General features: G+C 52.5%; 1 protein-coding gene and 1 pseudogene. One reads left to right on the top strand and one right to left on the bottom strand.

Translation table 11 applies throughout. The features are described 5' to 3' along the window. Positions 1–219 (bottom strand): annotated as a pseudogene (locus H6F43_RS21975) (cytochrome C peroxidase); the annotation flags it as partial. Positions 220–853: 634 nt separating this feature from the next. On the opposite strand from H6F43_RS21975, the gene H6F43_RS05350 reads away from it, so the two are divergent. Then, positions 854–3,880 (top strand): HEAT repeat domain-containing protein, encoded by a 3,027-nt coding sequence (locus H6F43_RS05350; RefSeq protein WP_190341414.1) that lies wholly within the window; start codon positions 854–856, stop codon positions 3,878–3,880. Positions 3,881–3,941: the final 61 nt, after the last annotated feature.

Below are 3,941 nucleotides of genomic sequence, written 5' to 3'. Positions count from 1 at the left end.
TTTGTCTTTAACAAATTGCCCTAAGTTTGGGGGTTCAGGAATCGATACGGTTTTGAGTGAGGCGAGCGGCTGAGAAGGGGGTTCATCAGCAAATTGGGCTGAGGCGGCATGTCCAGCTAAGACAGTAGTGGCAACAAGTGTTAGAATTGCTGCGCTTTTCTTCATCCGCTTCAACCAGCTCGCTAGCAGGCGAAAAAGTCTGGTTAATAATGTGAGCATAAGGGGATTAGGATTTGCTTAAATTCTTTTGCTCAGTGTCTATTAATATCTATTAAGTAGAGGGACTGAGCAGGCTTAAAACGTCAGCCTACTAAGGTAGTAGCTTTTCAAACACTTTGAATCTACCTTGGTGGGGACTCTATTAACGCAGCGAAAGAGTGAATATAAAACGTTATTTTATTTCGCATAAAATCCTTAAAATCCTAATTCCCTCTCAGGAGCATTTAAGAAGCATTAAATACACTCAATGTGGTTGACACAGCTCAAAAGTTCGCGGGCAATTGAGGGGCGGTAGCGAAGACTGAGGCAGCGTTGTGAAATCGATCGTGCCCAAATCCGTTTGAGTCGTGTCCAATGCAACCACATCGAATTAGCACTTACTGAAGTCAGCACTTACGCAGTTAATCTCAGAAGTTGCGTGTCCTTCGTAACTCATAACGCTTACGCACTCACCACTCGTGATTAATAACTTAACGATCGACGTCAGCAAATTTCCTGAGATTAAGGGCAGCCTGTATCTACAATGGAAGCCAGTCTGGGCACTTTAGGACTGTCTTTTAGGCAACATCATTCGTTTGATGTCGCTATGTAAAGACCATCAGGAACAGACTACGACATCGAAAACACAAACTGAATGGAACTCAAGAACCCGTGGTTAGCGAACCGTGGACAACTTCTCCAGTGGGTAAACCTGCGTCCCGAAGAGAGCGAACGGACGTTTCTCATGTTCGCGTTCTATACAACAACGTCGATCGGTCTAGTGTGGCTCGAAGCCAGCACGATCGCGCTGTTTCTCGATCGCTACACTGCTGAAGACGGTCTGCCCTGGATCTACATCGCCAGCGCTGGAATTGGGGCAGGTCTGGGCTTTCTGTACTCGCAACTGCAAAAGCTCCTACCTTTGCGACGGGTCACGGTCAGCATTGCCCTGCTGATGGCGGCTCCGCTGCTGCTGTTCTGGATGGGAGTCGAAGCAGAAACGGTTGTTCCAATTAAGGTTTGGGAACTCAGCTTGGCGGGCATAACCGTGTTTCTGATGCGGCTGTGGCTAGAGGCAATCTACGTCCTCAACGATCTCAACACGTCGATTACTGCCAACCAGCTATTCAACATTCGAGAGATTAAGCGTACCTATCCGCTGATCAGCAGCGGCATTCTGGTAGCGGATGTGATCAGCGGCTTTTCTCTTACAGTGCTAATTGGTACAGTCGGGCTAAAGAACGTGGTGCTGCTAGCGTGCATCATGATGACGATCGGCGCTGGCATTTTGTTCTACCTCAGTCGCGCCTATCGCCAATTCTTTCCAGACTTTCGCCGCCGCCTCAATGAGGACCGATCGCCCGATTTCATCAATCGTCGCGTACAGGGACCGCTGAAGCGCTACGTACTGCTGCTGTTTGCGTTTTTTATTTTGGCGCAGGTCGTGTTTCTGCTGGTGGACTTCCAGTTCCTCAGCCAGTTGCAGCAGCAGCGATCGAAAGACGAAATTGCTGCCTTTTTGGGCGTGTTTAACGGCGTGCTAGGCGTGTTTGAGTTGGCGATGCAGTGGTTAGCTTCCAGCCGCGTCATTGAGCGAGCAGGCGTGTTTGCGGCTGCCGTGCTGCTACCCGGCGTCATTGGGATCTTAGGAGTGGTGTCAATGACGATCGCGGGGCTGTCCTGGGGAAGTGCCTTGTTCGTCAGCCTCGTACTGCTCAAGTTTCTCGATGAGCTATTCCACTACACCCTGTTTGCTAGCGTGGGTCCGGTGCTGTTTCAGCCGATTCCTGCTGCCGTGCGTGGTCGGATTCAGGCAGTTGTGCGCGGAATCGCTGACCCGCTCTCTACCGGAGCAACTGGGCTAGCGCTGCTGAGCTTGGTCTGGCTGAGTCGAAACACCACGTTTGGCACCCAGAGCTTGAGTTGGCTTCTGCCCGCGATCGTGGTGCTGGCGCTGATTTGGGTGCTGGTTATTTCGCTGCTGCGAGCCAAATACGTCGGCTTGCTGGTGATCAGCGCTGAGCGGGGGCAGCTTAAAGGCGATGTGGATTTGCTGGAGCTGAAGCGGGCCGTGGTTGAGGCGCTGGATCAGTCCGGCACCGAAGCGCACAAAGCCTCGTGCATTGAGCTACTCAGCCGATTGGATCCCAAAAATGCGGGAGAAGTGTTGGCACCGCTGTTAGAAAAACTGACGCCCTCGCTGCAACGGCTGAGTCTGGACAAAATGCTACTGCATCCAAATCCAGCTTATCTGGCTCAGGTGCAAGCGTTAATCAATCACTCTCCAACAGCAGACGTTCTGGCAGTTGCCCTCCGCTATGTTTGGCTGACTGAGGAAGACCCCGATATTCGGCAGCTAAAACCGTACTTGCGCCCGGAAGTAGACGCGGAAGTACGGGGAACGGCAGCCTCGCTGATGCTGCGGCGGGGAAACCCTACCCAAAAGGCGGAAGCAACCAATACGCTGCGGCGGATGCTAACCCACAAAAGCGAGTGGGAGCGCATCATGGGCTGTCGGGCGCTAGGGGAAGCCGTGTATCTGCAAGCCCTACGGCTGTACATTCCCAATTTGCTTCAGGATGAGTCGCTGCGGGTGCGGCGGGCGCTACTGGAGGCGATCGCTGCCACACATTTAGAAGAGTTTTATCCGTCGCTACTGAAAGGTCTGCACTACAAATCCACGCGCGACGATGCGATGAAAGCCTTAGTGCGTCTGGAAAACGAAGCGCTGCCAATGCTGTTGGAGCTAGCCGATGATGTCTACAAGCCTGAAGTGGTCCGTCTGCACGCTTGGAAGACGATCGGGCAAATTGGCACCGACGAGGCGCTTGATGCCTTAATCTCTAGACTCATGACTGCTTGGGGCACTACCCGCCGTAATATTCTGAAGATTCTGCTAGAGATGCCAGAAGAAATTGGGATTGAAAGCGTGCTAGAGCGGATGGGGCGCAGCGGCGTTGAGCGGCTGATCGATCAAGAAATTATGTTTATTGGACAAACCTACGCTGCCTCACTGGATCTGGCTGCGCGAGATTTGGATTGTCGAGAAGCGGAACTGCTGCAACGATCGCTGCAAGACATGCAAGTTGACGCCAATGAGCGACTGTTTATCTTGATGCGGCTGCTGTACCCGATTGAGGCAATCAAGGCAGCGGCGTTTAGCCTCCAGTCAAGTTCTAAGAGCAACATTGCGCAAGGACTGGAAATTCTTGACAATACGATCGACGTTCCCAGCAAGCGAGCGCTGTTGAGCATTCTGGATGCGGGATCGCTGCGAGAAAAATTGCAAAGCCTGGGAGACTTAGTGAGCTACGAGGCGTTAGACCCCAGCGATCGCCTGCGGCATCTGCTGGATCTGCGGCATTTTCTGTCAGACTGGTCGCTAGCGTGCTGCTTTCACTTGGCTCGGCAGATGCGTTGGCGGCTCACTGCCGAACAAACGCTCGCCTGCCTGCGGCATCCTAAGGGCTTTGTGCGGGAAGCCGTGCTGGAGTATCTCAGAATGGCATCGCCCCGTGCTCTGCGCCAGTTATTGCCGATGCTGAAAACTGACCCCGACCCGATCGTGGCAGATCAAGTCAGGCAAGTGCTAAGCGAGTTCGAACAACCAGCTTCAAACCCCTCAAAACGAGGCAATAATGTGATTGAGTTTCCAAAGCAACCTGGATTTAAACCGCTGTAAGTGCTTATCCTGTCCAGCGTCCTGCTCTTTGTAATGTTCCTCAAACTTTCTCAGTAGAATG

The organism is Leptolyngbya sp. FACHB-36 (genome assembly GCF_014695955.1).
In the GTDB taxonomy this organism is placed as follows: Bacteria; Cyanobacteriota; Cyanobacteriia; order Leptolyngbyales; family Leptolyngbyaceae; genus FACHB-36.
Note: the sequence above shows the minus strand (reverse complement) of the source record. Positions and strands in the feature narration are given on the sequence as shown.